Source organism: Agilicoccus flavus (assembly GCF_014857905.1).
Lineage (GTDB): Bacteria > Actinomycetota > Actinomycetes > Actinomycetales > Dermatophilaceae > Agilicoccus > Agilicoccus flavus.
Genome location: NZ_JACYXE010000009.1, coordinates 158,203 through 182,688 on the forward strand (window position 1 = coordinate 158,203; position 24,486 = coordinate 182,688).

At 73.1% G+C, this 24,486-nt stretch carries 21 protein-coding genes; 9 read left to right on the top strand and 12 right to left on the bottom strand.

Annotation, left to right across the window (positions count from 1 at the left end):
* Nucleotides 1-57 precede the first annotated feature (57 nt).
* From ICW24_RS14180 to ICW24_RS14195, 4 genes are all read left to right on the top strand, one after another.
* Nucleotides 58-762, top strand: a complete 705-nt coding sequence (locus ICW24_RS14180) for a winged helix-turn-helix transcriptional regulator (protein WP_226346370.1) — start codon at nt 58-60, stop codon at nt 760-762.
* Nucleotides 763-845: 83 nt separating this feature from the next.
* Nucleotides 846-1,802: a mycothiol synthase gene (gene mshD / locus ICW24_RS14185; RefSeq protein ID WP_226346371.1), complete on the top strand. Its 957-nt coding sequence runs from the start codon at nt 846-848 to the stop codon at nt 1,800-1,802.
* A gap of 90 nt (nt 1,803-1,892) precedes the next feature.
* Nucleotides 1,893-4,157 carry an RNA degradosome polyphosphate kinase gene (locus ICW24_RS14190; protein ID WP_226346372.1) on the top strand — a complete coding sequence of 755 codons (2,265 nt, stop codon included), beginning with the start codon at nt 1,893-1,895 and terminating at the stop codon, nt 4,155-4,157.
* Nucleotides 4,154-5,092: an NUDIX hydrolase gene (locus tag ICW24_RS14195; protein WP_226346373.1), complete on the top strand. Its 939-nt coding sequence runs from the start codon at nt 4,154-4,156 to the stop codon at nt 5,090-5,092. Before ICW24_RS14190 ends, ICW24_RS14195 begins: the two co-directional genes overlap by 4 nt.
* A 246-nt stretch (nt 5,093-5,338) precedes the next feature.
* Here ICW24_RS14195 and ICW24_RS14200 read toward each other — a convergent pair whose 3' ends face one another.
* The 9 genes from ICW24_RS14200 to ICW24_RS14240 all read right to left on the bottom strand — a co-directional run bounded on the left by ICW24_RS14200 (nt 5,339) and on the right by ICW24_RS14240 (nt 17,977).
* Nucleotides 5,339-5,605, bottom strand: coding sequence for a hypothetical protein (locus ICW24_RS14200; RefSeq protein ID WP_226346374.1), 267 nt, complete (start codon nt 5,603-5,605; stop codon nt 5,339-5,341).
* Nucleotides 5,606-5,837: 232 nt separating this feature from the next.
* A complete protein-coding gene (pstB, locus tag ICW24_RS14205; RefSeq protein ID WP_226346375.1) occupies nt 5,838-6,614 on the bottom strand; it encodes a phosphate ABC transporter ATP-binding protein PstB in 777 nt (258 codons plus the stop codon).
* A gap of 38 nt (nt 6,615-6,652) precedes the next feature.
* The gene (pstA, locus tag ICW24_RS14210; RefSeq protein ID WP_226346376.1) at nt 6,653-7,666 is read right to left on the bottom strand and encodes a phosphate ABC transporter permease PstA; all 1,014 of its coding nucleotides are present in this window, start codon (nt 7,664-7,666) and stop codon (nt 6,653-6,655) included.
* Nucleotides 7,663-8,661 (bottom strand): phosphate ABC transporter permease subunit PstC, encoded by a 999-nt coding sequence (gene pstC, locus ICW24_RS14215; protein WP_226346377.1) that lies wholly within the window; start codon nt 8,659-8,661, stop codon nt 7,663-7,665. Before pstC ends, pstA begins: the two co-directional genes overlap by 4 nt.
* A 47-nt stretch (nt 8,662-8,708) precedes the next feature.
* A complete protein-coding gene (gene pstS, locus ICW24_RS14220) occupies nt 8,709-9,839 on the bottom strand; it encodes a phosphate ABC transporter substrate-binding protein PstS (RefSeq protein WP_226346378.1) in 1,131 nt (376 codons plus the stop codon).
* Nucleotides 9,840-10,071: 232 nt separating this feature from the next.
* Nucleotides 10,072-10,785, bottom strand: a complete 714-nt coding sequence (locus ICW24_RS14225; RefSeq protein WP_226346379.1) for a hypothetical protein — start codon at nt 10,783-10,785, stop codon at nt 10,072-10,074.
* 31 nt (nt 10,786-10,816) lie between these two features.
* On the bottom strand, nt 10,817-12,607 hold the full coding sequence (treZ, locus tag ICW24_RS14230) for a malto-oligosyltrehalose trehalohydrolase (RefSeq protein ID WP_226346380.1): 1,791 nt from the start codon (nt 12,605-12,607) through the stop codon (nt 10,817-10,819).
* Between the two features lie 66 nt (nt 12,608-12,673).
* Complete coding sequence (treY, locus tag ICW24_RS14235; RefSeq protein WP_226346381.1) at nt 12,674-15,235, bottom strand: malto-oligosyltrehalose synthase; 2,562 nt, start codon at nt 15,233-15,235, stop codon at nt 12,674-12,676.
* A 189-nt stretch (nt 15,236-15,424) separates the two neighbouring features.
* A complete protein-coding gene (locus tag ICW24_RS14240; RefSeq protein ID WP_226346382.1) occupies nt 15,425-17,977 on the bottom strand; it encodes a DEAD/DEAH box helicase in 2,553 nt (850 codons plus the stop codon).
* Nucleotides 17,978-18,410: 433 nt separating this feature from the next.
* On the opposite strand from ICW24_RS14240, the gene ICW24_RS14245 reads away from it, so the two are divergent.
* On the top strand, nt 18,411-18,566 hold the full coding sequence (locus tag ICW24_RS14245; protein WP_226346383.1) for a hypothetical protein: 156 nt from the start codon (nt 18,411-18,413) through the stop codon (nt 18,564-18,566).
* A gap of 79 nt (nt 18,567-18,645) precedes the next feature.
* Nucleotides 18,646-19,320 carry a DUF6766 family protein gene (locus ICW24_RS14250; protein WP_226346384.1) on the top strand — a complete coding sequence of 225 codons (675 nt, stop codon included), beginning with the start codon at nt 18,646-18,648 and terminating at the stop codon, nt 19,318-19,320.
* A gap of 13 nt (nt 19,321-19,333) precedes the next feature.
* Here the strand turns inward: ICW24_RS14250 and ilvA are convergent, their stop codons facing one another.
* From ilvA to ICW24_RS14265, 3 genes are all read right to left on the bottom strand, one after another.
* The gene (ilvA, locus tag ICW24_RS14255) at nt 19,334-20,599 is read right to left on the bottom strand and encodes a threonine ammonia-lyase IlvA (RefSeq protein ID WP_226346385.1); all 1,266 of its coding nucleotides are present in this window, start codon (nt 20,597-20,599) and stop codon (nt 19,334-19,336) included.
* A gap of 126 nt (nt 20,600-20,725) precedes the next feature.
* Complete coding sequence (locus ICW24_RS14260; RefSeq protein WP_226346386.1) at nt 20,726-21,052, bottom strand: type II toxin-antitoxin system PemK/MazF family toxin; 327 nt, start codon at nt 21,050-21,052, stop codon at nt 20,726-20,728.
* Complete coding sequence (locus ICW24_RS14265) at nt 21,049-21,324, bottom strand: antitoxin MazE5 (protein ID WP_226346387.1); 276 nt, start codon at nt 21,322-21,324, stop codon at nt 21,049-21,051. Before ICW24_RS14265 ends, ICW24_RS14260 begins: the two co-directional genes overlap by 4 nt.
* A 203-nt stretch (nt 21,325-21,527) precedes the next feature.
* Between ICW24_RS14265 and ICW24_RS14270 the strand changes: the two genes are divergently transcribed.
* The 3 genes from ICW24_RS14270 to ICW24_RS14280 all read left to right on the top strand — a co-directional run bounded on the left by ICW24_RS14270 (nt 21,528) and on the right by ICW24_RS14280 (nt 24,188).
* A complete protein-coding gene (locus tag ICW24_RS14270) occupies nt 21,528-22,370 on the top strand; it encodes an SDR family oxidoreductase (protein ID WP_226346388.1) in 843 nt (280 codons plus the stop codon).
* 120 nt (nt 22,371-22,490) lie between these two features.
* On the top strand, nt 22,491-23,462 hold the full coding sequence (locus tag ICW24_RS14275; RefSeq protein ID WP_226346389.1) for an NAD-dependent epimerase/dehydratase family protein: 972 nt from the start codon (nt 22,491-22,493) through the stop codon (nt 23,460-23,462).
* A gap of 150 nt (nt 23,463-23,612) precedes the next feature.
* The gene (locus ICW24_RS14280; RefSeq protein ID WP_226346390.1) at nt 23,613-24,188 is read left to right on the top strand and encodes a Uma2 family endonuclease; all 576 of its coding nucleotides are present in this window, start codon (nt 23,613-23,615) and stop codon (nt 24,186-24,188) included.
* The last annotated feature ends 298 nt before the right edge of the window (nt 24,189-24,486 follow it).

Here is a 24,486-nt window from a genome sequence, read left to right on the forward strand (position 1 = left end):
GTCGGCCCCGGCCACGCCAACGAGGGAGTCGGGCGGGGCCCGACTAACCTGTCTGGTGTGGCCTCCCTCGTGCTCATGACCGATGCGCTCGCTCTGAGCGCCGAGGTCCTCCCGGCGCTGGGACTGCTGGCCCACCACGTGCGCGTCGTGCCCGCCGACGCGTCCGCCCTGCTCGACGACGACCACGTGGACGCCGTCCTCGTCGACGCCCGGCGTGAGCTCGCGCAGGCCCGGACGCTGTGCCGCCTGCTCGACACGACGGGCCTGAGCGCCCCCGTCCTCGTCGTGCTCACCGAGGGCGGGCTCACCGCGCTGAGCGCGGAGTGGCCCGTGGCCGACGTCGTCCTCGACACCGCCGGCCCCGCCGAGGTCGAGGCGCGGTTGCGGGTCGCCACCGGTCGCGCGCGGTCCCTGCTCGGCGCGGCGCCCGAGGCGGGGCCCCTCGACACCGGCGACCTCCAGATCGACGAGGACGCGTACACGGCCCGGTTCCGCGGCCGGTCGCTCGACCTCACCTACAAGGAGTTCGAGCTGCTCAAGCACCTCGCCCGGCATCCGGGCCGGGTGTTCACGCGCGCCCAGCTCCTCCAGGAGGTGTGGGGGTACGACTACTTCGGCGGCACGCGGACCGTCGACGTCCACGTGCGTCGGCTGCGCGCCAAGCTGGGCCGCGACAACGAGGCCCTCATCGGGACCGTCCGCAACGTCGGGTACCGGTTCGTCCCGGACGCCGGCGACCACGCGACCGGCGACACCGCCTGATCGCTCGTCCCGCCCGGGGGCGGGTGCCGGGTGGGCGCCGGGGCGCGAGGTCGCAGGGTCGGCGCGCCGTGCTGTGATGGGGCATGGCCGTCTCCACCTCCCCCGCCCTGACCCCCGCCCTGGCCCGGGCCGCGCTCGCCCTCGCGGCGGAAGCCTCCGCACAGGACGGGGTGGGAGCGCTGTCGGAGCAGGCACGGCTGCGCCTGGCCCCCGACTCCCCCTCGTCCGACCCCTCGGCCGACCCCTCGGCCGACACTCGGCCACGTACCGCCGACACCGGATGGCTCCATCTGGTCGACGTCGTCGACGGCGAGCTGCGCGGGTACGCCGCCCTTGACGACCCGGCCGGTGACGCGCCCGCGGCCGAGATCGTCGTCGCGCCGGGGGCCCGGCGCCGCGGCTCCGGCTCCGCCCTCCTGGCCGGGGTCCGGGCCGCGGCCGAGGCGCCACCGCTGTTCTGGGCCCACGGGTTCCTCGATCCGGCCCGCGCGTTCGCCGCGGCCCACCGACTGAGCGTGCGGCGCGAGCTGTGGCGCATGTCCGTCACCGCGGCGGACCTCGCCGCGACGGTCGGCGACGACCCGGCCGACGTCCCCCTCCCCGAGGGGTTCCGTCTCCGCACGTTCACCCCGGCGTACGGCGAGGCGTGGCTCGCCGTCAACGCCGCGGCGTTCGCCGACCACCCGGAGCAGGGCCGCCTGGGCCCCGCCGACCTGCGCGCCCGCACCGAGCAGCCGTGGTTCGACCCCGCCGGATTCCTCCTCGTGGAGGACGTCCGCGACGAACGCGCCCCCCGCCTCGCCGCGTTCCACTGGACCAAGATCGAGGAGGGTCTCGGCGAGGTCTACGTCGTCGGCGTGGACCCGGCCTACCAGGGGTCGGGGCTGGGCGGCGCGGTGACCCGGGCCGGCCTCGCCCACCTGCGGTCGCGGGGCGTTCCCGAGGTCGACCTCTACGTCGACGGCGACAACGCCGCCGCGATCGCCACGTACCGGCGCCAGGGCTTCGAGCGCGTCGCCCTCGACGTGCAACTGGGCTGAGGACGCGTTCGACGGCCGTCCGAGCGCCAGGGCTCGCGGCGACCTCGTGGGCCGGACGCGCCGCCCATCGACGACCCCGACGGTGACACCATGGACCCCATGACGACGCCCGCCGATGCCGCGCAGTCCGCCGCCGACACCCCCGACGCCGCCTCCGCCCAGGACGCTGCCCCCGTCACGGTGGCGGCCACCGTGTCGACGCGGCCGCGGAGCTCGAACGGCCGCTTCGTGCGGCTCGACGAGGACGATGCCGACGGCTCCGGCGACACCTTCTCGCCCGACCGGTTCCTCGACCGCGAGATCTCCTGGCTGCAGTTCAACGAGCGCGTCCTGCAGCTCGCCGAGGACGACACCATGCCGCTGCTCGAGCGGGCGAGGTTCCTCGCCATCTTCGCGAGCAACCTCGACGAGTTCTTCATGGTCCGGGTGGCCGGCCTCAAGCGGCGCATCGCCACCGGGCTCGCCGTGCGCTCGGCGTCGGGCCTCGAGCCCCGCGAGGTCCTCGAGGCGATCCACTCGGTCGCCGAGGAGCTCATGCGCAAGCACGCCGCCGTGTTCGAGCACCAGGTCCGGCCCGCCCTCGCCGAGGAGGACATCTCCGTCGTCTCGTGGGAGGACCTCTCCGACGACGAGCGCGACCGCCTCGGCACGTGGTTCACCGACCAGGTGTTCCCGGTCCTCACCCCGCTCGCCGTCGACCCGAGCCACCCGTTCCCGTACATCTCGGGGCTCTCGCTCAACCTCGCGGTCGTCCTCGACAACCCCAAGACGGGCACCGAGCACTTCGCGCGGGTCAAGGTGCCGCCGCTGCTCCCCCGCTTCGTGCGGGTCGAGAACGGCGACGACCTCTACGCCGCGCGGTTCGTGCCCCTCGAGGAGGTCATCGCCTCCCACCTCGACCAGCTCTTCCCGGGGATGACGGTGCGGGAGCACTTCACCTTCCGGGTCACGCGCAACGAGGACCTCGAGGTGGAAGAGGACGACGCGGAGAATCTCCTCACGGCCCTCGAGAAGGAGCTGACGCGGCGCCGCTTCGGCCCGCCCGTGCGCCTCGAGGTCGACGCCGAGGTGACCGATCACGTCCTCGAGCTGCTCGCGCGCGAGCTCGCCGTCAACCCGCGCGAGGTCATCCGCCTGTCGGCTCCGCTCGACCTGCGCGGCCTCAACTCCGTCGCCGACCTCGACCGGACCGAGCTGAAGTACCCGCCGTTCGTCCCGCGCACCCACCCCGACCTCGCCCGGGTCGAGAGTTCGAAGGCGGCGAACATCCTCTCGGCCGTCCGGGCCAAGGACGTGCTCGTCCAGCACCCCTACGACTCGTTCTCGACGTCGGTGCAGGCGTTCATCGAGCAGGCCGCCGCCGACCCGAAGGTCCTCGCGATCAAGCAGACCCTGTACCGCACGAGCGGCGACTCCCCGATCATCGACGCCCTCATCGACGCGGCCGAGGCCGGCAAGCAGGTCCTCGCCGTCGTCGAGATCAAGGCGCGGTTCGACGAGCAGAACAACATCGAGTGGGCCCGCAAGCTCGAGCACGCGGGCGTCCACGTCGTCTACGGCGTCGTCGGCCTGAAGACCCACTGCAAGCTGTCCCTCGTCGTGCGCCAGGAGGCCGACGGGCTGCGCCGCTACTGCCACGTCGGCACCGGCAACTATCACCCCAAGACGGCCCGCCTGTACGAGGACTTCGGCCTGTTCACGTGCGACCCGAAGGTCGGCGAGGACCTGACGAAGCTCTTCAACCAGCTCTCGGGGTGGGCACCGCGGAGCAAGTTCAAGCGGCTGCTCGTGGCCCCCCGCACGGTCCGCTCCGGCCTGCTCGAGCGCATCGACCACGAGATCGCGGAGGCCGAGGCCGGGCGGCCGGGCTACGTCGGCATCAAGGTCAACTCGATGGTCGACGAGGCCCTCATCGACGCGCTCTACCGCGCCTCCCAGGCGGGCGTGTACGTCGACATCCTCGTCCGCGGCATCTGCGCGCTCCGGCCGGGCGTGCCCGGGCTCTCCGAGAACATCCGGGTCCGCTCGATCCTCGGACGCTTCCTCGAGCACTCCCGCGTCTTCGTCTTCGGCCCCGAGGGCGGCAACGGCGTCTACATCGGCAGCGCCGACATGATGCACCGCAACCTCGACCGCCGCGTCGAGACGCTCGTGCGCATCACCGACCCGCGCCACCTCGACGACCTGACCTCGCTGCTGCGGCGCGGGATGAGCGACGAGACGTCGAGCTTCCACCTCGACGGCGACGGCCGCTGGACGCGCCACCACAAGGGGCCCGACGGCGAGCCGCTCGTCGACATGCAGAGCGCGCTCATCGCCGAGCACTCCCGCCGGCGCCGGAGCCGTCAGCGGTGACCGGGTCGGGTTCGCTCGAGGTCGTCGAGGCTGCGGGGACGCTGCCGTGGCGCCTACGCGACGGGACGCTCGAGGTCGCCCTCATCCACCGGCCCCGCTACGACGACTGGTCGTGGCCCAAGGGCAAGCTCGAGGAGGGCGAGCACTGGAGCGTCGCCGCCGCCCGCGAGACGGTGGAAGAGACCGGCCTGCACGTCCGGCTGGGCGTGGCGCTGCCCACCTCGCGCTACGACGTGAGCGGGCGCCCGAAGGTCGTGCGCTACTGGGCGGCGACCGTCGTCGGCGGCGACGGCGTCCTCGAGCACGAGGTCGACGACGTCGCGTGGTGCGCGCCCGACGAGGCCCGGCGCCGGCTCAGCCGCGACGACGACGCCGAGCAGCTCGACGCCCTCGAGGCCGCCTTCGGCGTCGGCGCGCTCGACACGCGCCCGTTCGGTGTCGTGCGCCACGCGAAGGCCCGCCCCCGCAAGAAGTGGAAGAAGCCCGACTGGCGGCGGCCGCTCGACGCCCGCGGCACGGGTGAGGCCGCCGACCTCGTCGCCGTCCTCGGGGCCTACCGGTTCGACCGGATCGTCAGCTCGACGTCGGTGCGCTGCGTCGACACCGTCAAGCCCTACGCGAAGCGCTCGGGCGCGAAGTTCGTCACGACGAAGCACCTGTCCGAGGAGGGGCACGCGGCGTCGGCCAAGCGGGCCGTGGCGACGCTCGAGCGGGAGATCGTCCGCGACCGGACGGTGGCGCTGTGCTCGCACGGCCCGGTGCTGCCCGACCTCCTCGCCGCGCTCGCCGCGCGAGCCGAGGGCCAGGTGCGGGTCGCGCTCGACGAGGCCGTGATCGGCAACCTCGAGAAGGGCGAGATCCTCGTCTCCCACGTCGTCGGCGGAGCCGAGCCGCGCGTCGTGGCGGTCGAGCGGCACGCGCCGGCCTCGGACTGACCCCGCCGGGGATCATCGAGGAATTCGTCGAACTCGACGCCCCGTCGGGAACATCACGGGCGGCTCGTCGGTTGGAACGGGATGTGCGCCGGGCCGCGGTAGCCCCGGGTCCCGAAATACGCCGCCACGAGCGGCCGTGCGCCGTGAGGCGCTCCCGGTCCGGCGCACGCACGAACGCCCGGTGGAGGTCCTCCACCGGGCGTTGCTGCGTCGTGAGCCGGGACGGACCTGACCGACCCGGTTGTCTCAGACGCGCTCGGGCTGCGAGGACGGCGCGTCGACGGCCGGGACCGCCGGGACGGACTCGGGCAGGGCGGCCGGCGGGCAGCCGGCCATACCGTGCAGCTCGGCATCGGTGAGGGCGGCGGAGCGGGCGCGGCGCCCCGGGCCCTCCCAGCCGCAGGAGATACACACGCCGTGGGCGAACGAGCCGCGCTCCACCAGAGGGCGGGGCAGCTCTTCGACGACGTCAGGGCGGGCCTTCCGGGCCCACGGTCGCGGCCACCTGCGCATGCAGCCTCCTCGCGGGACGAGATCGAGATCGACCTCCGAGCCGTCCGGTGGCGCGGGGGGATCCGATCGACGGTCGATCGACCTGGTCGGTCGTTCTACTCCAGGGTAGCGACGGAGGGCGGTCGGCCGGACCGGATCCGCTCGTTTGCTCAATCGGCCGGCAGCAGGCACAGCAAAGCCCCGGGGGCGACCATCGTCGCGCCCGGGGCCGTGCCGTGTCGGGAGCCGGCGATCAGCCGAAGCGGCCCGAGATGTAGTCCTCGGTCGCCTTCTCCGACGGCCGGTTGAACATCTTCTGCGTGTCGTCGATCTCGATGAGCTTCCCGGGCTTGCCGGTCGCCGCGAGGTTGAAGAAGGCCGTCCGGTCGGAGACGCGGGCCGCCTGCTGCATGTTGTGCGTGACGATGACGATCGTGTACTTCTCCTTGATCTCGTGGATCAGGTCCTCGATCGCCAGGGTCGAGATGGGGTCGAGCGCCGAGCAGGGCTCGTCCATGAGGAGCACCTCGGGGGACACCGCGATCGCGCGGGCGATGCACAGGCGCTGCTGCTGGCCGCCGGAGAGGCCCGCACCCGGCTTGTCGAGGCGGTCCTTGACCTCGTTCCACAGGTTCGCGCCCTTGAGGGAGCGCTCCACCGTCTCGGAGAGCACCTTGCGGTTCTTCACGCCGTTGAGGCGCAGACCCGCGGCGACGTTGTCGAAGATCGACATCGTCGGGAACGGGTTGGGCCGCTGGAACACCATGCCGATGGTCCGGCGCACGGCGACCGGGTCCATGTCCTTGGCGTAGAGGTCCTTGTCGTCGAGCAGCACCTGGCCGTCGACGGACGCGCCGGGGATCACCTCGTGCATGCGGTTGAGGGTGCGCAGGACGGTCGACTTCCCGCAGCCGGAGGGGCCGATGAAGGCGGTCACGGAGCGGGGTTCGATCCGCATGGACACGCCCTCGACGGCCTTGAACTTGCCGTAGTAGATGTCGAGGTCCTGGACGTCGATGCGCTTGGCCATGGAGGTCGTCGTTTCCTTCGGTGTGCGGGGCGGCGTGCTCAGGCCTTGACCTTGCTCGTGCGGGCGATGAGCCGGCCGACCAGGTTGAAGGCGAGGATGATGAGGATGAGGGTGAGCGAGGCGGCCCACGCGCGGTCGATGGCGGCCTGCGTGACCTCGGTACGGTTGTCGTTGATCATCGTCGGCAGGGTGGCCATGAGGTTGGCGAACAGGTCCCCCTGCAGATACTTCGTGTACGGCGCGAGGATGATCAGCGGCGCCGTCTCGCCCATGACGCGGGCCAGGCCCAGCAGGATGCCCGTGACGATCCCGGAGAACGCGGTCGGCAGGACCACCTGCACGATCGTCTTCCACTTGGGGACACCGAGCGCGAAGGACGCCTCGCGCAACTCGTTGGGCACGAGCTTGAGCATCTCCTCCGTCGACCGGACGACGACGGGGATCATGAGCAGCACGAGCGAGAGCGTCGCGGCGAACGGGATGCGCTGGCCTCCCAGGGTGGTCACCCAGAAGGCGTAGATGAACAGACCGGCGACGATCGACGGCACCCCCGTGAGGATGTCGACCATGAAGCTGACGAGTCGGGCGAGGCGGCCCCGGCCGTACTCCACGAGGTAGACCGCGGTGAGGACACCGATCGGGACGGCGATGAGGGCCGTGACGGCCGCCATCTCGAGGGTGCCGACGATGGCGTGCAGCGCGCCCCCGCCCGGGCGGCGGGCGCTCGTGCCGGCCGCGTCGTCGGACCACCAGCGCGGCGAGCCGACGAGCTCGAGACCGTTGGAGACGACCGACCACAGGATCCACACGAGCGGGATGACCGCGAGGACGAACGCGCCCCACATGATGATCCGCGCCGCGACGTCGGCGGCGGCGCGGCCGCCCGACTTGTGGCCGCTCGCGCCCTCGTTCCGGGGGTTGCCGGCCGGACCGGCCGGTTCGGCGTCCCGCTCGACGACGCGGGTCGCGGAGCAGGAGGGGGTGGCCTCGAGGGTCCGGACGTCCTCCGCGGCGGCGTCGGGTCGGCCCTGCTTGGGCGTGCTGGCGCTCATTCGCTGAAGGCCTTCCGGCGCTCGATGACGATACGGGCGATGGCGTTGACGACGAAGGTCAACAGGAACAGGACGAGGCCCGCGGCGAGGAACGCGCCCGTCTTCTGCGGGGTGTCGAACTCGCCGGCGTTGTTGGCGATCTTCGACGCGAACGTCTCGCCACCGTTGAACAGACTGGCCACCCAGGGCGTGCCGGGCGCGAGCGTCGCGAGGATGATCGTGACCGCGAGCGTCTCTCCGAGGGCGCGGCCCAGGCCGAGCATCGCGGCGCTGATGACACCGGGCTTGCCGAAGGGCAGGACGGCCGTGCGGATCGTCTCCCACTTCGTGGCCCCGAGGGCCATGGCGCCCTCGATGTGCGCCCTCGGGGTCTGCGCGAAGACCTCCCGCGACAGGGCGGTGACGATCGGCAGGATCATGATCGCGAGCACGACCCCGACGACGAAGATCGTCGAGACGTTGCCGCTGAGGCCGTTGTTCGGGGCGAAGATCGGGATCCACCCGAAGTACTGGGCGAAGAACTGCTGGACCGGCACGAGCACCGGTCCGAACTGCCGCAGACCCCAGAGGCCGTAGACGATCGAGGGGACCGCCGCGAGCAGGTCGATGGTGCCGGCGGCGGGCCGGGCCAGCCACGTGGGGGCGTACTGCGTGAGGAAAAGCGCCACCGCGACGCCGACCGGCACCGCGAGCAGCATCGCGATGATCGACGACACCACCGTCACCCAGAGCAGGCCGGCGACGCCGAAGCGGGGGTGCTCGCCGCTCACCGTCCACTCGGAGGACGTGAGGAAGTTGACCTCGTTGCGTTGCAGGGCCGGCACGGCCTGGGTGACGAGGAAGAGTCCGATGAGCAGGACGAGGACGACGACCAGCGTGCCGGCGCCGATGGAGAGTCCGGAGAACACCCGGTCACCCAGGCGTCCCGTCGACCGGGAGGCCACGGACGACGTGGGGCTGGGATCGGGCGCCGAGACGCCGGTCACGCTGGTCATGGGTCCTGTTGTCCTCTACTGCTGGGATCCGGTCGGGCGGGCGCCGGTCACTTGATGGCGGCGATGGCCGTCTCGACCTTGCTGCGCACCTCGGCGGGCAGCGGGGCGTAGCCGATCTCCTCGATGGCCGTCTGCGTGTCCTGCGACGCGAACGACGTGAGGAAGCTGCGCACGTTGGTGCCGGTCGCCTGGTCCTTGTACGTGGAGCAGACGATCTCGTAGGTGACGAGGAGGATCGGGTAGGCGCCGGCCTCCTTCGTGGCGTAGTCCAGCTTGAGCTTGAGGTCGTTGCCCTCGCCGGCCGGCTTCGCGGCGGCGACGGCCTTGCCGACCGACTCACCCGTGAGCTCGACCGGGCCCGCGCCGTTGTCGATCTGGGCGTACTTCAGGCCCGCGTCCTTGGCGTACGAGAGCTCGGTGTACGTGATGCCACCCTCGGTGCCCTTCACGCCGTTCGTGACGCCCGCGGACTTCTCGACGCCCTGGCCCTTGCCGGACCACTTCTTGGCGGGCTCGGCGGTCCAGTTCTTGGGCGCGGCGGCCGCGAGGTACTTGGTGAAGTTCTCCGTCGTGCCCGACTCGTCGGAGCGGAAGAACGGCTTGATCGGCGTGGCGGGGAGGTTGACACCCGCGTTGACCTTGGCGATGGCCGGGTCGTTCCACGTCTTGACCTTGCCGGTGAAGATGTCGGCCGTGACCGCCGGCGTGAGCGTGAGCTTCTCGACGCCCGGCACGTTGTAGGCGATGGCGATGGGGCCGGTGACCATGGGGATGTTCCAGGCGGGCGAGGCGCAGGCGGCGTCGGCCTGCTGCTGCTCGATCTTGCCGTCCTTCGCCTCGGTCTTCAGCGCCGAGTCGGAGCCGGCGAAGTTGACCTGACCGGCGATGAACTGCTTGATCCCCGCACCCGAACCGGTCGGGTTGTACGAGATCTTGGCGTCCTGGCAGTTCTCGGAGTACAGGTTGACCGCCTCCTCGAAGGCGTTCTTCTGCGCCGACGAGCCCTCGGCGGTCAGGTTGCCCGAGAAGCAGTTGCCGTCGCCGCTCTCCGCGGCCTGGGTCTCACCGCCGCCTCCGCCCGGGTTGGTCGACCCGGAGTTCCCGCCGCCGCATCCGGCGAGGGCGAGGACGCCCGTGAGGGCAAGGCTCGAAACTACGGCCAAACGCTGGGTCTTCACGATCTGAGTACCTCTCCGCTGAACTACCGGGGTGTGCGGGCGGCCGACGACCGCCAAGCGTGACGGTAGGGAGGACGGGTGTCCTGCTCGGTGGCGGTGGGTGAACTGGCGATGAACACCAGCCGTGCGTCGGGCGACGACCGCCCCGGACGCGCAGGTCACACGGGGTCTCGACGCCCCGGGCGCGCCCTTTGCGCACGGCCTCCGTGGGTGCCGTGGCCCGCGGACGGTCTCAGGCCAGCGGGTCGATCCGCCACGCCCGGGCGGTCGCCTCGAGGTCGTCGGCGGTCGTCAGCAGAGCCGCCCCCCGACGGGCCCGATCGGACCAAATACCTTGCAGTCCAAGGGAGTTCGGGCCAGGTGGTACGGGCGTGCCGGTCGCGCCGGATCGACCGGCGTCGTCCGCGGAGTCGGCTCGGGCGTCCGCATCGGCGGCGGAGTCCGTGCCGCGGCCCGCGGCGACGACGCGGCAGAAGGCGGCGGCGCGCTCGAGGGCGACGGCGAAGTCGCCGGTGAAGATCCCGCGCAGGATGTCGTCGACGAGGCGACGCAGCTCGTCGGGGCCGGGCGGGTCGGCCACGCCGGCCACGACGCCGGCGACGTCGGCGTGGACGACGCCGTCCCGGTAGTCGTGGCTCGCGCCGGCCGGGTCGCGGCGCACCCATTCGCGGAGCACGTACAGCCGCCACAGGGCGCCGGCCAGGCTCCGGGCGGGCCGGTCGGCCCACATCTCCGCGAGGGTCGCGAGCCCGATCTCGTCGACGAGGTCGATGAGCCGGGCGGTGAGCACCGGGTCGTCGCTGCTGCGCCCGACCCGGACGAGGACCGCGGCGCTCTCGTCGGCCACCTGGGTGATGACGGCCGGGTCGAGGCGCTCCTGGGCGAAGGCGTCCATCGCCGACGGCGGCAGGTACGCCGGCCGGCGCGGGCGCTGCGGGGACGTCATCGCGTGCTCACCGCCGGCTCACCGCCGCCGGTCACGGCGCCGACGGGCCGACGACGACGACCGACTCGGGGGCGAGGTCGACGTGCCCGTCGGCGAGCTCGACGGTCGGGTCGAGCGAGAGGAGGACGACGGGGCGGGGCACCCCCGGGACGCGCACGTCGAGACGGACCGGCTCGTCGGAGAGGTTGACGGCGACGCGGTGCCGGCCGCGCTCGACGACGAACGCCCCGGCGGTCGGCGTGCGCTGCACCCGCACCTCCCGCAGGTCACCGTCGCGCAGGTCGGCGCGGGCCCGGCGCAGGGCGAGCAGGGCGCGGTACCAGGCGAGGGTCCTCGCGTGGTCGCCCTCTGCGCGCTCGCCCCAGTCGAGGGTGGAGGCCACCACGGTGTCCTCGGACTGCGGGTCGGGCACCGAGTCCTCGTCCCACCCGTGGGCGGCGAACTCGCCGCGCCGCCCGTCGCGGACCGCCTGCGCGAGGTCGTCGTCGGTGTGGTCCGTGAAGTACTGCCACGGCGTGGAGGCGGCCCACTCCTCCCCCATGAAGAGCATGGGCGTGAAGGGGCCGGTCAGCAGCAGCGCGACCCCGCACGCGAGGCGCCGCTGGTCGATCTGGTGCGACAGGCGGTCGCCCGCACGCCGATTGCCGACCTGGTCGTGGGTCTGCAGGGAGGCGACGAACTGCGACCCGTCCACGCGCGACGGATCCACCGGGCGGCCGTGCGTGCGCCCCCGGAACGTGGACCACGACCCGGCGTGCAGGAACGGCGTCGTCAGGACGGTCTCGAGGACGCCGGGCAGCGCGAAGTCGCCGTAGTACCCCTGCGACTCGCCGGTGAGGGCCGCGTGCAGCCCGTGGTGCACGTCGTCCGCCCACTGTCCGTCGAGCCCGAGTCCGCCGAACTCGCGGGCCGTCACGGTGCGGATGTCGTTGCGGTCGGACTCGGCGATGAGCGCCACGGCGCGGCCGGTCTCCTCCTCGAGGTCGTCGACGGCGATCGCCAGCTCCTCGAGGAGGTGCAGGGCGCGGTCGTCGCGCAGCTCGTGGACCGCGTCGAGCCGGAGGGCGTCGACGTGGAAGTCGCGCAGCCAGTGCAGCGCGTTGCCGATGACGAACTCCCGCACCGGGTCGGAGTCGGGACCGTCGAGGTTCACGGCCGCGCCCCACGGCGTCTCGTGGCGCTCGGTGAAGTAGGGGCCGAACGACGAGAGGTAGTTGCCGTCGGGGCCGAGGTGGTTGTAGACGACGTCGAGGGCGACGGCGAGGCCGCGGGAGTGCGCCGCGTCGACGAACCGCAGCAGCCCCTCCGGCCCGCCGTACGGCTCGTGCACCGCCCACAGCGCCACGCCGTCGTAGCCCCAGCCGTGCCGGCCGGGGAAGCCGGCGACGGGCATGACCTCGACGATGTCGACGCCCAGCTCGACGAGGTCGTCGAGGTGGCCGATGGCGGCCTCGAACGTCCGCTCGGGGGTGAACGTGCCGACGTGCATCTCGTAGACGACCTTGCCCGCGAGCTCGACACCCTCCCAGTCGGACTCGCCGGGGCTCCAGGCGAAGTCCGCCGGGTCGAACACCGCCGAGAGCCCGTGCGGCCCGTCCGGCATGCGCAGAGCGCGGGGGTCGGCCAGCGGCTCTGATCCGTCGATCGAGAACCCGTACCGGGCGCCGTCGGCAGCGGCGGCCTCGACGCTCCAGTACCCCGACGAACGCGACGTCATGGCGTGGCGCGAGCCGTCGAGGACGAGGTCGACGGACTCCGCCGTGGGGGCCCACAGCGTGAACGTGCGGTCGGTCGTGGCGGCGGGGGCGGGGCTGTCGGCCATGCGTCTGGAGCTCCTGGCTGGCGGGGCGGGGGGATGATGCCGGGTCGCGTTCGAGGGCACCGGGGTTCAGCGCCGGAGGAGGACCGCGACCGGATGGGTGTCGAGCAGGGTCGCGACGGGCACCGTCCCGCCGGCGACGACGGCGCCGGTGACGACGTCCTCCCACTCCCCCTCGGGGAGCGTGACGGTCGCGTCACCCCAGCCGCCGGCGGCGGCGAGGCGCGCGGGTGCGCGGGTGACGAGGGTGACCGCGGCGGCGTCGCGCCCGAACCCGAGCGCGCCGGCGATGCGGCCCGCGGTGAGGGTGCGGGAGAACCCGAGCGCGTGGTCGGAGTCGGTGGGCAGCGGCTCGTAGGTGCCGGAGCCGAACAGGTCGGGCTCGGCCGCCCGCAGACGCAGGAGGCGGTGGGTGAACAGGAGCTTCTCGGCGTCGAGGCCCGTGGCGGGCGCGCCGTCCGGGGCGGGTTCCGCCGCGCTCGCGCCGCCGGCCGCGGCCGCGACGGCGGACGCGAGGGCCGGGTCGACGTCGCCGAGAGGCTCGTGCGGGGCGTCGAGCACGTCGAGCAGGCGGGTCCGCAGGTCGAAGTCGACGGGGCGCCGGTTGTCGGGGTCGACGAGGGACAGGTCGACGATCTCGCAGCCCTGGTAGGTGTCGGGCACGCCGGGGATCGTCAGCTCGAGGGTCTTCGCGGCGAGCGTCGTCGCGCGGATCGCCTCCCGGCCGGCGTCGAGCGCGCGGGCGATGGCGTCGTGGAGCGGCCCGCCGGCGAGGATCGAGCGGCCGAAGGCGACGACCCGCTCCTCGTACTCGGCGTCGCCATCGACCCAGGCAGTGTGCTGCTTGCCCTCGCGCAGGGCCTTGAGCAGGTACGCCTCGAGGCGGTCCTGCGTGATGGGCATGGTCCCGGCCACGGTCTGCCACACGAAGTGGGCCGTGGGCGCGTCGACCCCGGCCGCCTCGCCGGTCTGGCGCGCCGCCTCGGAGCAGGCCCGCCACGCGGCGGGGTCGCCGGCCAGGGCGAGCAGGCGGGCGCGCACGTCCTCGCTGCGCTTGGTGTCGTGGGTCGACAGGGTCGTCATGCCCTGCGGCCAGTTGGCCTGCTGGTAGCCCGCCCACCGGTGGAGGGCGTTCGGCGATCCGTGGTCGAGGTCCTCGGGGTCGCCGCCCACCTCGTTGAGGGCGATGAGGCGGTGCCAGCGGTAGAACGTCGTGTCCTCGATGCCCTTGGCCATGACCGGGCCCCAGGTCTGCTGGAGGCGCACGGCGAAGTCGACGGCGGCGGCGTCGGACTCGTCGTCGGCCGTCGCGAGCGGGGCGAGCGCGCGCAGTTCCTGCTCGAGGTCGGGGCGGCGGCCGAGCGCGTCGGCGAACGCCGTCGTCAGGCGCTCGCGCGCCTCGGGGCCGAGGCGCTGCTCCTCGGGGCGGACGTAGGCGCGGTAGACCTCGCCCGCGACGAGGAGTTCGACGACGGCCTCGCGCAGGCGCTCGGGATCGAGGTCGCCGCGCACCTCGCGGGCGCGGCGGGTGAGCCGGTCGACCTCCGGGACGAGCGACTCCTGCACGACCTGGCGCTTCGCCGCCTCGACGGCGTCGGAGGCGGCGGGCTCCCCGCCCGCGCTCTGCCAGGCTCCGGAGATGTCCGCGGCGGCGTCCGTGTCGACGAGCGCGGCCTGGATCGCGCGCATCGCGTCGTAGCCGGTCGTGCCGGCGCACGGCCACGAGGAGGGCAGGTGCTCGTCGCCCTCGAGGATCTTCTCGACCCACACGAGGGTGCCGCGGCGGGTCGCGCGGCGGAGCTGCTCGAGGTAGCCGGCCGGGTCGGCGAGGCCGTCGGGGTGGTCGATGCGGAACCCGTCGACGAGACCCCGCACGTCGAGCTCGAGCAGGAGCGCGTGCGTGGCCTCGAACACCTCGGGGAGCTCGACGCGCACCGCGATGAGGCCGTCGACCTCGAAGAACCGGCGGTAGTTGAGGACCTCGTCCTTGTCCCGCCAGCTCGTCAGGCGGTAGTGCTGACGGTCGAGCACGGCCCGCAGGGTGGCCGGGTCGGAGTCGCCGACCTTCGCGTCGCCCTCGGTCCCGATCCCGATCGGGTAGACGTGGTCGTGGTAGCGGACGACGAGGGTGGGCACCGGCTCCTCGCCGGGCCCGGGGGCCGTCTCGATCTCGTCGATGACGAGCTCGCCCGCGTCGAGGACGGTCTCGAGGTCGTCGCCGAGCACGGGCAGGCCGAGGCGCCCACCGCCCGCCCGCCAGTCGACGTCGAACCAGTCCGCGGTGGCGGCGTCGCGGCCGTCGCGCAGGAGCTGCCACAGGGGCAGGTTCGCGTTCTCGGGGGCGACGAAGGCCATGTGGTTGGGGACGACGTCGACGACGATGCCCAGCCCGTGGTCGTGCGCGACGCGGGCGAGGGACTCGAATCCGTCGCGGCCACCGAGACCCTCGGCGATGCGCGTGTGGTCGACGACGTCGTAGCCGTGCTGCGAGCCGGCGACGGCCTGCAGGATCGGCGAGAGGTAGAGGTGGCTGACGCCGAGCCGCGCGAGGTAGGGGACGACGGCCTCCGCGTCGGCGAACCCGAACCCGTCGTGGAGTTGCAGGCGGTACGTCGCGGTCACGGTGGGCATTCGGGCTCCTGCTCGGGGTGGTCACGCGAGGTGGGCGTCGGGGCGGGCGTCGCCGGCCGCGAGGTGGCATCGCGGACCCCGGGGTGTCGCCCCGGCGGCCCGTCGACGGCCCGTCGGTAGACCACCGTATCGGTGCGTTCCGCCGGGCCCGCACTCGGCAGCGCGGCGGTCCGTGTGGCGAGAAGCGCCTCAGACCCGGTCGAGGTCCGTGGCGCGCAGGACGAGTTCGCCCGCGGCGTCCGTGGCGGGCAGGTCGACCTCGGCGAAGATGCGCCAGTCGTGGTCGCCGGCCGGGTCGTCGAGGATCTGCTCGACGAGCCAGAGGCCCTCGGGGGCATCGGACCCGTCGCGGCGGACGACGAGCAGGCCGGGCCCGCGGGCGTCGGGGCCGGTGCCGATGTCGTCGTACTCGTCGAAGTACTCCCCCAGGGCCTCCTCCCAGTCCTGGGCCTCCATCGGGTCGCCGCCGGCGCCCTCGTCGAGGGCCGCGAGGTCGTTCCAGCGGCGCCGCGCCGCCAGCTCGACCCGGCGCCACATGGCCCGCCGGATCGCGACGGTGAGCGCGCGGACGTTGGCCGTGAAGGGGCGGGTGCCGGAGTCGTGGGGGCGCACCGGGGCGTCCTCCGGCCGGTCGGGGTCGGTCAGCGCCTCCCACTCGTCGAGCAGCGAGGAGTCGGTCTGGCGCACGAGCTCGCCCAGCCACTCGACGAGGTCGTCGACGTCGTCGGTCTTCCGCGCGTCGGGCACGGTCGAGCGCAACGCCTTGTAGGCGTCGGAGAGGTAGCGCAGCAGGACCCCCTCTCCGCGGGTGAGCTGGTAGTACGCGACGAACTCGCCGAACGTCATCGCCCGCTCGTACAGGTCCCGGACCACCGACTTCGGTGACAGCATCCCCTCCCCGAGCCACGGGTGGCTCTGCCGGTAGGTCTCGAACGCCGCCTCGAGCAGCTCGGCGAGCGGGCGGGGCCAGGTCACGTCCTCGAGCAGCTCCATGCGCTCCTCGTACTCGACGCCCTCGGCCTTGAGCTCGGCCACGGCCTCGCCGCGGGCCTTGAACTGCTGCGCCATGAGGACGGGTCGCGGGTCGTCGAGGGTGGCCTCGATGACGCTGACGACGTCGAGGGCGTAGTCGGGGTCCTCCTCGTCGAGGAGGTCGATCGCGGCGAGCGCGAACGTCGACAACGGCTGGTTGAGGGCGAAACCGCGCTGGAGGTCGTCGACGACCGCGAGGGTCCGGCCGGTCTCGTCGGGCTCGTCGAGGCGCCGGACGACCCCCGCGAGCAGGAGGCTGCGCAGGATGTCGATCGCCTGCCGCTGGTGGCGGGCCTGCCGGCGGGGGTCCTCGTGGTTGTCGGTGAGGAGGCGGCGCATCGCGCGCACCGGGTCGCCGGGGCGGGCGATGACGTTGAGGACCATCGAGTGGCTGACCCGCATCCGGCTCACCATGGCCTCGGGCGGGGCGGCGACGATCTTCTCGAACGTGTCCTCGCTCCAGTTGACGAAGCCCTCCGGCGGCTTCTTGCGCTGGACCTTGCGCTGCTTCTTCGAGTCGTCGCCGGCCTTGAGCAGGGCCTTGTGGTTCTCGACGACGTGGTCGGGCGCCTGGACGACGACCGACCCGCTCGTGTCGAACCCGGCCCGGCCGGCGCGGCCGGCGATCTGGTGGAACTCGCGCGACTTGAGCAGCCGCTGCCGGGTCCCGTCGAACTTGCTCAGGCCGGTGAGCACGACGGTGCGGATGGGCACGTTGATGCCGACGCCGAGGGTGTCGGTGCCGCACACGACCTTGAGCAGGCCCTTCTGCGCGAGGGTCTCGACGAGGCGGCGGTACTTGGGCAGCATCCCCGCGTGGTGGACGCCGATGCCGTGCTTGACGAGGCGGCTCAACGTCGCGCCGAAGCCCTTCGCGAACCGGAAGTCGGCGAGGTGCTCGGCGATCGCGTCCTTCTCGGCGCGGGTCGTCACGTTGAGGCTCATCAGTGCCTGCGCCCGCTCGAGGGCGGCGGCCTGCGTGAAGTGCACGACGTAGACGGGCGCCTGGTTGGTCGTCAGCAGCTCCTCGAGCGTCTCGTGCATCGGGGTGAGGGCGTAGGTGAAGCTGAGCGGGACGGGCCGTTCCGCGCCGGCGACGACCGCGGTCGAGCGGCCGGTGCGCCGGGCCAGGTCGTCGCGGAAGAACTCCACCTCGCCGAGGGTCGCGCTCATGAGCAGGAACTGCGCCTGCGGCAGTTCGAGCAGCGGCACCTGCCAGGCCCACCCGCGGTCGGGCTCGGAGTAGAAGTGGAACTCGTCCATGACGACGCAGCCCACGCGCAGGTCGGCGCCCTCGCGCAGGGCGATGTTGGCGAGCACCTCCGCGGTGCAGCACACGATCGGCGCGCCGGGGTTGACCGCGGCGTCCCCGGTGAGCATGCCGACGTTCGCCGCGCCGAACGTCTCGCACAGGTCGAAGAACTTCTCGCTGACGAGCGCCTTGATCGGGGCCGTGTAGTAACTGCGGGCGCCCGTCGCGCGGAAGCGGGCGAGGTCGAAGAAGTGGGCCCCGGCGGCGACGAGCGACTTGCCCGATCCGGTGGGCGTGGCGAGGACGACGTTGCTGCCGGTGACGAGCTCGAGGAGCGCCTCTTCCTGGTGCGGGTACGGCGGCAGCCCGCGCCCCTCGATCCACTCGGCGAAGGCCGCGTAGAGGTCGTCGGGGTCGGTCGTGCCGTCGGTGGGCAGGAGGTCCGTGAGAGTCGTCATCGCCCTCCCATGGTCGCAGGCCGCCAGACGGGCGGGCGGCGCCGCGTACCGCGCGCGAGGGAGGCCGGGTCGGTAGGCTTGGTTCCGCTCTCGGCGCGGGTGACCGGGTGCGCGGGACGGGCGGATCGGAGTGGATGCCGAATGCGTCGAGGACGACCGGAAGTCGGACGCCGGATCGGAGGTCGCGGCGGACGCCGGGGCGTGGCGGCCGTCGGGTGCGCCCTCGCGGTCGGGACGACGTCCGCGTGCGCGACCCCGCCCGAGCAGGGCGAGGCCGAGGCGGCGGCCCGGGCCTTCGTCGCCGACGTGCGCACCCCTCCCGCGCGCCTGCGGCCGCCTGGCACCCGCGACGCGGACCGCCCTCGAGGACCGTGCGGAGGCGCCGTGCCCACAGGCGCTGCCCGACGAGGACCTGCCGACCACGACGGGGTCCGTGTCCGTCGAGGTGGCCGGGCACTCTGCCGTCGCCCGGACGGATGCGGAACGCATCTACCTCGCGCGGTTCGCCGACGGGTGGCGCGTCACCGCCGCCGGGTGCACGGCCCGCGACGGCGACCTCCCCGACGACCGCGACCTTCAGGGGGAATGATGAGACGCCTCTTCTGGCTCTACGCCGTCCTCATCGCGGCCGGGCTGGCCTGGTGCTTCGCCCTCCCGGTGCTCGGGCGATGACGAGTCGTCGGTCCTGGTGGCGGGACAACGGGCTCGGCCTCGTGTTCGCCGCGCTGTTCCTGCTCGTCCTCGCGGGGCAGGCCCTGTCCGGGCTGGCCCTGTACAACGACGAGGCCCGCGCCGCCCGCCTGCAGACGCTGGACCTGCCCGCGTACGTCAGCAGCTCCGCCTTCGCCGTGGACGTCGCCGAGAACTGGCAGTCGGAGTTCCTGCAGTTCCTCCTGTTCATCTGGCTCACCGTGTGGCTCGTTCAGCGGGGCTCTCCGGAGTCGAAGCCCGTCGACGCGGCGGGGCCGGGCAGCGACGAGGACGCGCGGGCCGGTCGCTTCGCCCCCGACGACGCCCCCGCGTGGGTGCGGGCCGGCGGATGGCGCGCCCGCCTCTACGGCCACTCGCTCACCCTGACGATGGGCCTGGTGTTCGTGCTGTCGTGGGCCGCTCAGGGCCTCGCCGGCCGGGTCGCCCTCAACGAGGAGCGGCTGCGCGACCTCCGCCCGCCCCTGTCGACGGGGGCGTACCTGACCTCGCCGGACTTCTGGTCGCGCACCCTGCAGAACTGGCAGTCCGAGCTGCTCGCCGTCGGGACCATGGCCGTGTTCACCATCTACCTGCGCGAACGCGGCTCGCCCAAGTCCAAGCCCGTCGGCGCGCCGCACGACTCGCACGGCTGAGGGCGGACGGGGATCAGACGAGGAAGCGGTACGCGGGGCTGTCGGCGGAGATGCGCTCGACCGACATGGGGCTCTCGTCCATCCGGGCCAGCAGGCCCTCGAGGTCCTCGCGGCGGCCGAGCTCGATGCCGACGAGGGCGGGCCCGGTCTCGCGGTTGGACCGCTTGACGTACTCGAAGTGCGCGATGTCGTCCTCCGGGCCGAGCACCTCGGACAGGAAGCGGCGCAGCGCGCCCGGCTCCTGGGGGAAGTCGACGAGGAAGTAGTGCTTGCGCCCCTCGTCGACGAGGGAGCGCTCGACGATCTCGGCGTAGCGGGACACGTCGTTGTTGCCGCCGGAGAGCACGACGACGACGTCCTGGCCCTCCTCGACGTGGATCCGGTCGAGGAGCGCGGCCGACGAGAGCGCGCCGGCGGGCTCGGCGATGACGCCGTCGGTCTGATACAGCTCGAGCATCTCGGTGCAGATGCGCCCCTCCGCCACGGACACGAGCTCGATGCCGGCGTCGCGGACGATCGGATACGTGAGGTCGCCCGCGCGGCGGACGGCCGCCCCGTCGACGAACGTCTCGATGTCGTCGAGCTCGAGCGGCTGACCGGCCTCGACGGCGGCCGCCATGCACGCGGCCCCGGCGGGCTCGGCGCCGACGACGCGGGTCTCGGGGTGGCGCGCGCGCAGCCACGTGAGGCAACCGGAGAGCATCCCGCCGCCGCCGACCGGGATGACGATGACGTCGGGCGCGTGGCCGAGCTGCTCGACGATCTCGATCGCCATCGTGCCCTGGCCGCAGATCGTGTCGGGGTGGTCGAAGGCGGGGACGAGGACCGCCTGCGTCAGGTCGGCGTCCGCGAGCGCCGCGGCGGCCGCGTCGTCGTAGGTGTCGCCGCCGACGATGACCTCGACCCGGCCGGCGCCGAGCGCGTCGATGCGGTCGCGCTTCTGCCGCGGGGTCGTCCGGGGGACGTAGACGCGCCCGTCGAGCCCCAGGGCGGCGCACGCGAACGCGAAGCCCTGGGCGTGGTTGCCGGCGCTCGCGCAGACGACGCCGCGGGCCCGGTCGGCGGCGTCGAGCTGGGAGATGAGGTTGTACGCGCCCCGCAGCTTGTACGAGCGGACCGGCTGCAGGTCCTCGCGCTTGACCCACACGTTCGCGCCCGTGCGCTGCGAGAGCCGCTCGCTGCGCTGCAGGGGCGACTCGCGGATCACCGCGCGCAGGCGCACGAACGCCGCCTCGACGTCGAGGGCGGTGGGCAGGGCGGTGTCGAGCGCGGCAGTCACCTCTCCATGCTGACCGTCGACCACTCACCGGACAACTCGTCTCGCCATCCGAGCGGAGCGTCATAGCCGCCGGTTCCTGGTTCGACGGTTCTCGGCGCGACGCACCCCCTAGGGCCGACCCGGTTCTCAGACGCAGTCCAGGGCGACGCCCAGTGCTGCGCACACCTCGCGCATCCGCAGATCGCCGAGTCGCCCGAGCCGTTCCACGCACCAGGCGGCGGAGACGCTCTCCAGGGAGTCCAGCGAGATCACACACGGGCGCGGGACGGGATCCGTCGTGGGGTCGAGCACGACCTCGCTGGGGAGGCCCCGCACCCGGGTCGAGCAGGGCGCCACGACGGCCAGACGCCGAGCGACGATCGCCTGATCGCGAGACATCACGAGGACCGGACGGCGACCCACCTGCGGGACCTCGCACCACCAGATCTCGCCGCGCTCGGGCAGGCTCGTCATCGAGGCGGATTCCGTTCCGCGACAGCGGAACCACGGGCCGCCGAGACGGACTCGTGCCACGCCCCCAGGTCGCCCCACGCGTCGGTCTCGTCGAGTGGGTGGTCGCGGTACGCCCGTGCGTAGGCGGCGTCGATCTCGGCCCGGCGGTGCCCGCGCAGCAACTCGTTGAGCGCGGCCTCGAGCAGGGACGCGTCGCTTCCACCTCCGTGGGCCGCCCGGGCCTCGGCCAGGAGGTGTTCGTCCACGGTCGTGCTGACCCGAACCTTCGGCATGCCACAAACGTAGCATCATGGTGGCATTGCCGCCCGTGGGCCTCGCTGGTCGCCCACACCCTTCGCACCCCGCTCAGCCAGGGGTCGCCGGTTCCCCGGCGAGGGCCCCTGGTCCGTCGCGCAGCTCTGCGAGGATCGGGGTCGGCCCTCCCGACGGCGCGTTCGGCGCCGATACCCCGACGAACGAAGGATGCTGATCCCCCGTGACCGAGAAGACCGTGTGGTTCGTGACCGGAGCCGGCCGCGGCCTGGGCGTCGACATCGTGCGGGCGGCGCTGGCTGCCGGGCACGCCGTCGTGGCCACGGCGCGCGACCCCCGCAAGGTCACCGAGGCCGTCGGCGAGCACGAGAACCTGCTCCCCGTGGCCCTCGACGTCACCGACCCGGGTGCCGCGAGCGCCGCCGTCGACGCGGCCGTCGAGCGGTTCGGGCGCCTCGACGTCGTCGTCAACAACGCCGGCAGCTTCGAGGCCGGGTTCTTCGAGGAGATGACGCCCGAGGCGTTCCGTTCCCAGATCGAGACGACCCTGTTCGGGCCCGTCAACGTCGTCCGGGCCGCGTTGCCGCAGCTGCGGGCCCAGCGGTCGGGGCTGCTCATGACGATCTCGGCGACCGCCGGGATCCTCCCGGCCGGCGACTTCCTCACCGCCTACTCGGCGTCCAAGTTCGGCGTCGAGGGGTTCATGGAGGCGCTCGCCCCCGAGGTCGCGCCGTTCGGCATCCGCACGATGCTCGTCGAGCCGGGCTTCTTCCGCACCGAGCTGCTCACCCCCACCTCCACGCAGTACGCCGACGCGTCCGTCGAGGACTACGACGAGCGCCGGGCTCAGCTCATGGAGACGTGGCGCGGCATGGACGGGCAGCAGGGCGGTGACCCCGCCAAGCTCGCCGACGCGCTCGTGCGGCTCGCCGCGCTGGCGGACCCGCCCGCCCGTTTCGCCGCCGGCGCCGACGCGGTGGAGACGTTCGAGACCAAGGCCGCGTCGCTGCTCGAGCAGGCCCACGCCCACCAGGACCTGTCCGCCTCGCTCGCCTTCGAGGACTGAGGACCTCGACGTCGGTCGCGGCCAGGGTCCCCACCCGAGACGGCGCCGTGTTCCGCGACGGGTGCGCTGCCGAACGGCCGCGCCGAGCGGCGTGGGACCAGGGCTGTCAGGGTGGACGGCATGGACGTCCTCGTGCTCGGTGGCACCGCCTTCCTGGGCCGGGCAGTGGCGCGGGCAGCCCTGGCCGACGGGGCGACGGTGACCTGCCTCGCCCGGGGCAGCGCCGCGGCGCCCGACGGTGTGCGGCTCGTCCGGGCCGACCGCGACCGCACCGACGCACTGGCGGCCGTGGCCGACCACTCCTGGGACGCGGTCGTCGACCTGACCAGCCAACCCGGGCACGCCCGCCGCGCCGCCCGTGAGCTGCGCGCGGGCCACTGGGTGTTCGTCTCCTCCGTCAACGTCTACACCCGGTTCGACCGACCGCAGCAGGCCGAGGACGCGGAGGTGCACGAGCCCCTCGTCGACGACGTCCTGGCCGACATGTCGCAGTACGGACCGGCGAAGGTCGCGTGCGAGAACGCCGTCCGGGACCACCAGGACAGCTGGACCGTCCTCCGCTCCGGCCTCATCGGCGGCCCCGGCGACGAGACCGGCCGGGTCGGGTACTACCCGTGGCGGTTCGCCCACCCCACCGGCGACGACGTGCTCGTGCCCCCGGACCGCACGTTCCCGTGCTCGATCATCGACGTCCGGGACCTGGCGGCGTGGATCGTCGCGTGCGCCCGCGGCCGTGTCCAGGGCGTCTTCAACGCCGGCGGACCGACCACGCCGCTCGGCGAGGTGCTGGAGGCGGCCCGTGAGGTCGCTGGCAGCGACGCCGCGATCCGACCGGTGCCCACCGACGTGCTCACCGAGGCGGGTGTGTCGGGGTGGATGGGCCCCAGCTCGCTCCCGCTGTGGGTCGACGACCCCGACTGGCGGTTCTTCACCTCCCACGACGCCGGCGCCGCGCGCGCCGCGGGCCTGACCACCCGCGACCTGCGCGACACCCTGCGTGCCGCCCTGCGGGACGAAGAGGCGCGCACCACCCCGCGGCTCGCCGGGCTCAGCGACGACGACGAGCGCCGCGTCCGGGCGTTGTTGCCCTGAGGTGCGGTGCGGGGTCGCGCGGTCGCCGCGGTGGCGGACATGTCAGCCGTCCACAGACGTCGACGGCGCGGCCGTCATGAGGACGGCCACACCCCTAGCGTGACGACGGCGAACCCGCCGATACTTCGACCTATGGAGAGGAGGAGCCACATGAGCATCGCCACGCCTCCGCTCGCACTGGCGCACGTGAGCCTGGCCGAGTGGGACGAGGACTACTCCCAGCGCGAGGACGCGTACGAGCTCGTCGACGGCATCCCCACCGTGGCCCCCAACGAAGCCCTGCACAATGTCGATGCGACAGCGCGACTCATCGCTCTGTTCGACCCCGTCATCCGACCCGACTGGATGCCGCTCCCGCACTTTGCGGTCGACCTCGGCCGGTCGCAGGGAGGGCACACGGTACGGCAGCCCGACCTCGCGGTGGTCAGGCGGGGAGTCGACCCGACCCATCACCGCGTGACGCCCAGCGACATCGCGCTCGTCGTCGAGGTGATCTCCCCCGGCTCGGTCGAGACCGACGCCATCACCAAACGCGCCGAATACGCCCGGGCCGGCATCCCCGCCTACCTGCTCGTCGACGTGCGAGGACCCCGCCCCACCGTCGTCCTCTTCGACCGCATCGTCGACGGCGCCTACGCGACCCCGGACACCGACGGCACCGCCGCCACGATCCGCATCGGCGACCACACCATCCCCCTGCGCGCCACCGACCTCGTCGACGAGTGAACCACAGGCGGGCGGCATCTGCCTCGTCTGCTGACCGGGGCGACGAGGCCGACGCGCGCAGTCAGGCGACGCCGAGGAACACCATCAGGGCCCGTTCGACCTCGACGAGGCTCTGACCTGGCCGCCGACGCGTGAGGCGACGTCGTTCCGCCGGACCGTGGTGACCGAGTCGATCATCCCGTAGCCGTCGTGCTGACGACCGGAGACGGCATCGGCTCCGACCTGGATTCGCGCAGAACTGCGCGTCGACCAGCGTGCTCGTCAGCGACACCACGGTGACTCACCTGCGGACCGCCGG

Coding starts and splice junctions, on each gene's coding strand:
- mshD (WP_226346371.1), top strand. CDS start 846: ATGGCCGTCTCCACCTCCCCCGCCCTGACCCCCGCCCTGGCCCGGGCC.
- ICW24_RS14250 (WP_226346384.1), top strand. CDS start 18,646: ATGACGAGTCGTCGGTCCTGGTGGCGGGACAACGGGCTCGGCCTCGTG.
- ICW24_RS14190 (WP_226346372.1), top strand. CDS start 1,893: ATGGACCCCATGACGACGCCCGCCGATGCCGCGCAGTCCGCCGCCGAC.
- ICW24_RS14240 (WP_226346382.1), bottom strand. CDS start 17,977: ATGACGACTCTCACGGACCTCCTGCCCACCGACGGCACGACCGACCCC.
- ICW24_RS14265 (WP_226346387.1), bottom strand. CDS start 21,324: ATGCCGAAGGTTCGGGTCAGCACGACCGTGGACGAACACCTCCTGGCC.
- ICW24_RS14275 (WP_226346389.1), top strand. CDS start 22,491: ATGGACGTCCTCGTGCTCGGTGGCACCGCCTTCCTGGGCCGGGCAGTG.
- ICW24_RS14280 (WP_226346390.1), top strand. CDS start 23,613: ATGAGCATCGCCACGCCTCCGCTCGCACTGGCGCACGTGAGCCTGGCC.
- pstB (WP_226346375.1), bottom strand. CDS start 6,614: ATGGCCAAGCGCATCGACGTCCAGGACCTCGACATCTACTACGGCAAG.
- ICW24_RS14225 (WP_226346379.1), bottom strand. CDS start 10,785: ATGACGTCCCCGCAGCGCCCGCGCCGGCCGGCGTACCTGCCGCCGTCG.
- pstC (WP_226346377.1), bottom strand. CDS start 8,661: ATGACCAGCGTGACCGGCGTCTCGGCGCCCGATCCCAGCCCCACGTCG.
- ICW24_RS14260 (WP_226346386.1), bottom strand. CDS start 21,052: ATGACGAGCCTGCCCGAGCGCGGCGAGATCTGGTGGTGCGAGGTCCCG.
- pstA (WP_226346376.1), bottom strand. CDS start 7,666: ATGAGCGCCAGCACGCCCAAGCAGGGCCGACCCGACGCCGCCGCGGAG.
- treY (WP_226346381.1), bottom strand. CDS start 15,235: ATGCCCACCGTGACCGCGACGTACCGCCTGCAACTCCACGACGGGTTC.
- treZ (WP_226346380.1), bottom strand. CDS start 12,607: ATGGCCGACAGCCCCGCCCCCGCCGCCACGACCGACCGCACGTTCACG.
- ICW24_RS14200 (WP_226346374.1), bottom strand. CDS start 5,605: ATGCGCAGGTGGCCGCGACCGTGGGCCCGGAAGGCCCGCCCTGACGTC.